The sequence below is a fragment of the Thermoanaerobacter sp. A7A genome (assembly GCF_000445185.1).
Taxonomy (GTDB): domain Bacteria; phylum Bacillota; class Thermoanaerobacteria; order Thermoanaerobacterales; family Thermoanaerobacteraceae; genus Thermoanaerobacter.
The window spans coordinates 1-4,025 of the sequence record NZ_AVAF01000106.1 but is presented as its reverse complement, the minus strand read 5'-3'; the positions used below and the strand labels follow the sequence as shown (position 1 = coordinate 4,025).

Sequence of the window (4,025 nt, the reverse complement as noted above, 5' to 3'; positions counted from 1 at the left end):
CAAGTTCTTGTATAGCTTTTTGTCTTTGTTCTTCGTTAGGAGCACCTGCATGCCATTCTACTTGATTTTCCATGAAAGATACGCCTTTTCCTTTTATTGTATGAGCTATTATCAATGTGGGTTTTCCTTTAGTAGCTTTTGCTTCTTCTATGGCTTTGTCTATTTGGTCAAAGTCGTGGCCGTCTATTTCTATTACGTGCCATCCAAAAGCCTTGAATTTTTCATTTACTGGTTCTATGTTTTTTACTTCTCTGTTTGGGCCATCTATTTGTAAGCCGTTAAAGTCAAGTATTGCAGTCAAGTTGTCGAGTTTGTAATGGGCTGCTGTCATAGCTGCTTCCCATATTTGCCCTTCTTGTAATTCTCCATCTCCTAATATTACATAGACTCTATAGCCCTTTTTATCTAATTTACCTTCTAATGCCATTCCATTTGCAGCAGAAAGCCCTTGCCCTAATGACCCTGTGGTCATATCAAGTCCCGGTGTGGATTTCATATCGGGATGCCCTTGAAGTATTGAACCGAGCTTATCTAAAGTAGATAAAATCTTTTCTGAAAAATAACCTTTTTTAGCAAGAGTAGCATAAAGTGCAGGTGCCGCATGACCTTTTGACAGTACAATTCTATCTCTGTCTTCCCATTTAGGATTGTCTGGTTTTACATTCATTTTGTCAAAATAGAGTGTTGTTAAAATATCTACACAAGAGAGCGAACCTCCAGGATGTCCATGAGCCGCTTCTGAAATCATATTAATTATAGCTAATCGTATTTCCTTTGCTATTCTTTTTAAATTTTCTTTTTTATTCATGTTAAAAATATCTTCCCTTCCACTTTAATTTTATAAATTTATTGAAAATTGACCAAGGAACATTTCCTTGGCCAATTTTGTAAAAATTAGATTAATTTACTTTGCATTTGCTATTTTTTGAGGTTTAGCAACAAGAGAAATTATAATAAACAGTAATATCAATATTCCAATCAAAACATACACACCCGTCTTAGAAAAAAGCTTTGCCGCATATCCTACAATAATTCCAGTTACTGCAAAATCGGCATCACCAAAAGTCGTGTTTGCAAATCCAAGTTGACCCATAACTGGTAATAAAATTGCAGGAAGGAAAGTCAAGATTAAGCCATTGACAAAACCTCCTATAATTGTTCCCCTTAAACCTCCTGTTGCATTAGACAATACGCCGGCAGCTGCACCTACAAAAAACAACGGTATCAAACCAGGAATAATAACTGGTAATCCTATATGGGGTAATATAAGGAACATTACTATTCCACCTACAAGAGATGATAAGAAACCAACAATTACTGCATTAGGAGCAAATGGGAAAATTACAGGACAGTCAAGAGCAGGTATGGCATCTGGAACTATCTTTTCTGCAATACCTTTAAAAGCAGGCACAATTTCGGCAAGCATCATTCTAACACCTTGGAGAACAACTACAAAACCTGCTGTAAATGTTAATGCTTGAATAATAGCAAATATAAAAATGTTTTGATTTCCCGATGCTTCTAAAACTAGTTTTCTATCTGCGGAGTATAGCGTTACTAAGAAAATTATCATCATAATTATTGCTGTTGATATAGTATTATCTTTGAAAAAGCTTAATCCTTGTGGTACCTTAATATCTTCTGTTGACCGTTTTTTGTCTCCAACCAAACCACTAATATATGCGGAAATAAAATATGTCAAAGCATTATAATGACCCATTGCAACACTATCATTTCCTGTAACTTTTCTATAATATGGTTGCACAATTGCTGGTGTAAGCACCATTGTAGAACCTAAAATAATTGAACCAACTATAACTAATTCAGTTCCTCTAAAACCAGCTGTACTCAATACTGCAGCCAAAAGACCTGACATAAATAATATATGGTGCCCTGTTAAAAATACATACTTAAGAGGTGTAAGTCTTGCTATAATTAGGTTTACTAAAAATCCAAATGCCATCATTAAAGCCATTTCTGTTCCAAACATTTTTTGTGCTAGTCCAATTACCGCTTCGTTTGTTGGAATAACTCCTTGTAAATGGAAAGCATTTTGGAACAATGGACCTAATACATTAAGTGAATCAACAATTGCTCCAGCGCCAATCTGTAAAATAATAAAACCTATTATTGTTTTTAAAGTACCATTAATAATTTCTTGCACAGATTTTTTCAAAGCAATTAAACCTATTAGGGCCATTATGCCAACCATTATTGCTGGTTGACTAAATAAACTGACTATAAATTCCATACTTATCCTCCTTTATTTTAATTTTTTTATTGCTTCTAACACTTTTTCTTCAATATCTTTTTTGTCTATTGCATTTTTTACAAATACTATATTAAAATTCAAATTTTTTAACTCGGATTCTAATTCGGAAGTTGAAACAACTAAATCCGCTACTTTCCCTTTTACGGAACCAAGGTCACATGCCTCTACATTAGCAGCAATTCCATTTTTTTTTAAAATTTCATCAACAGCCATCTTGAGAATTAAACTAGTGCCAAATCCCATGCCACAAACCGTTACAATATTCATACCATCACTCCTTTATCAATTAGCTCACATAATTTTGCCTCAGCTTCTTCCATTATTATATGGCTAAGAGCCATTGCAAATTCTTCACAGAGATCAGACTCTTTATCAGGTATCGTAATACTTATATCTACTAGTTCACCTAATTTGCCTCCATTATTTCCTAAAAAGCCTATTGTCTTAATGCCCATTCTTTTTGCTTTCTCGACTGCTTTTATAACATTTAGAGAATTACCACTTGAACTAAGCGCGATAAGTATATCTCCTTTTTTACCTATTCCTTCCAGGTGCCTTTCAAAAACTAAACTATAATCGTAATCATTTCCTATCGCTGTTAAAGTACTTGTATCTACAGTTAAAGCTACCCCTGCAAACCCTCTCCTCTCTCTTTTAAATCTACCAACTATATCTCCTGTAATATGTTGGGCATTAGCTGCACTTCCACCATTACCACATGTTAAAACTTTATTACCATTTTTAATACATTCTACTATTTCTGAGCTAATTAAATGAATCTTGGCTATCATTTCATTGTCAACATAATTTAAAACTCTTATTCTCTTTTTTATAGCCTCTCTTGCATCAAGCAATTTCCTCTCCTCCTTTTTTATATTTACTAATATATTCCAAAACCTCCTCCTTTCTTTCGGCTGTTGCTAATAAAGACACAAATTTCTCATCCCCCAAAAGCTCCACCAATTCAGACAATGCTTTAAGGTGTGAAGAATGGTCAATTGCACAAAGAGAAACTACAATTTTTACTGGATCGTTTTCTTTATTACCAAAGTTAACAGGAGTTTTTAGTGTAATTAAGCTCATACCTATTTTTTTTGCACCTGCTTCTGGTCTCGCGTGAGGCATTGCTATTCCTGGTGCAATGACAATATAAGGGCCTATTTCTTTTACAGTGTTTATCATTGCGTCAATATATCTTGGCTCAATTGCTCCGCTTTTCTCTAATAACTCACCTCCTATCCTCACTGCTTCCTCCCAATCTTTTGCTTCAACATTTAGTTTTATAGTCTCCTTCGTCAAAAGGTCTTTTAACACTGGTTGTACAACTCCTCTCGCATTTTCATATGATGCTTTATTTAAAAATTTTGATAAATCTTCCATCAATTTTTCACGATTGTTTATGACACAATGCTTTTCTATTATTTTTATCAAATCGTCAATAACTGTATGTTGCACCTTAGGTTTAATAATAAGACTTTTTAATAATTCTATGTCTTTTTCTGTAAGAAGGGGATTTACTTCAATAGCTTTAATACCTTCATAAGGAATCGGGACAGTAGATACTATTAAATCTATATCTTTTTCTTTCAATATTTCTTTTACCTGATGGTATGCAACAGTATCTACTATATTTACATCAAAAACTGATTGTAATCTCGAAGAAAGAAGTTTCGCCGTACCTATTCCTGTACCACATACAACGAGGATATTAGGCTTAGGTGCTTTAGTAACTTTTAATCTTTCAATTGCAGCA

Annotated in this window: 5 protein-coding genes; all 5 read right to left on the bottom strand. The window is 33.9% G+C overall.

Features of this window, described 5'->3' with window-relative positions; genetic code table 11:
* On the bottom strand, window positions 1-808 hold an 808-nt coding region (locus tag M663_RS0107065; protein ID WP_042805213.1), incomplete at its 3' end, for a transketolase.
* A gap of 96 nt (window positions 809-904) precedes the next feature.
* Window positions 905-2,251 carry a PTS ascorbate transporter subunit IIC gene (locus M663_RS0107060; protein ID WP_029688425.1) on the bottom strand — a complete coding sequence of 449 codons (1,347 nt, stop codon included), beginning with the start codon at window positions 2,249-2,251 and terminating at the stop codon, window positions 905-907.
* A 12-nt stretch (window positions 2,252-2,263) separates the two neighbouring features.
* Window positions 2,264-2,539: a PTS sugar transporter subunit IIB gene (locus M663_RS0107055; RefSeq protein WP_003871553.1), complete on the bottom strand. Its 276-nt coding sequence runs from the start codon at window positions 2,537-2,539 to the stop codon at window positions 2,264-2,266.
* Complete coding sequence (locus M663_RS0107050; RefSeq protein WP_029688424.1) at window positions 2,536-3,126, bottom strand: SIS domain-containing protein; 591 nt, start codon at window positions 3,124-3,126, stop codon at window positions 2,536-2,538. The genes M663_RS0107055 and M663_RS0107050 overlap by 4 nt, the downstream gene beginning before the upstream one ends.
* Window positions 3,119-4,025, bottom strand: a 907-nt coding sequence (locus M663_RS0107045) for a PTS sugar transporter subunit IIA (protein ID WP_042805211.1), incomplete at its 5' end; no start/stop codon positions are given. The genes M663_RS0107045 and M663_RS0107050, both read right to left, overlap by 8 nt.

Bases quoted from the DNA above. Each gene is read 5' to 3' on its own strand.
- M663_RS0107055 (WP_003871553.1), bottom strand. From the start codon at position 2,539: ATGAATATTGTAACGGTTTGTGGCATGGGATTTGGCACTAGTTTAATT.
- M663_RS0107060 (WP_029688425.1), bottom strand. From the start codon at position 2,251: ATGGAATTTATAGTCAGTTTATTTAGTCAACCAGCAATAATGGTTGGC.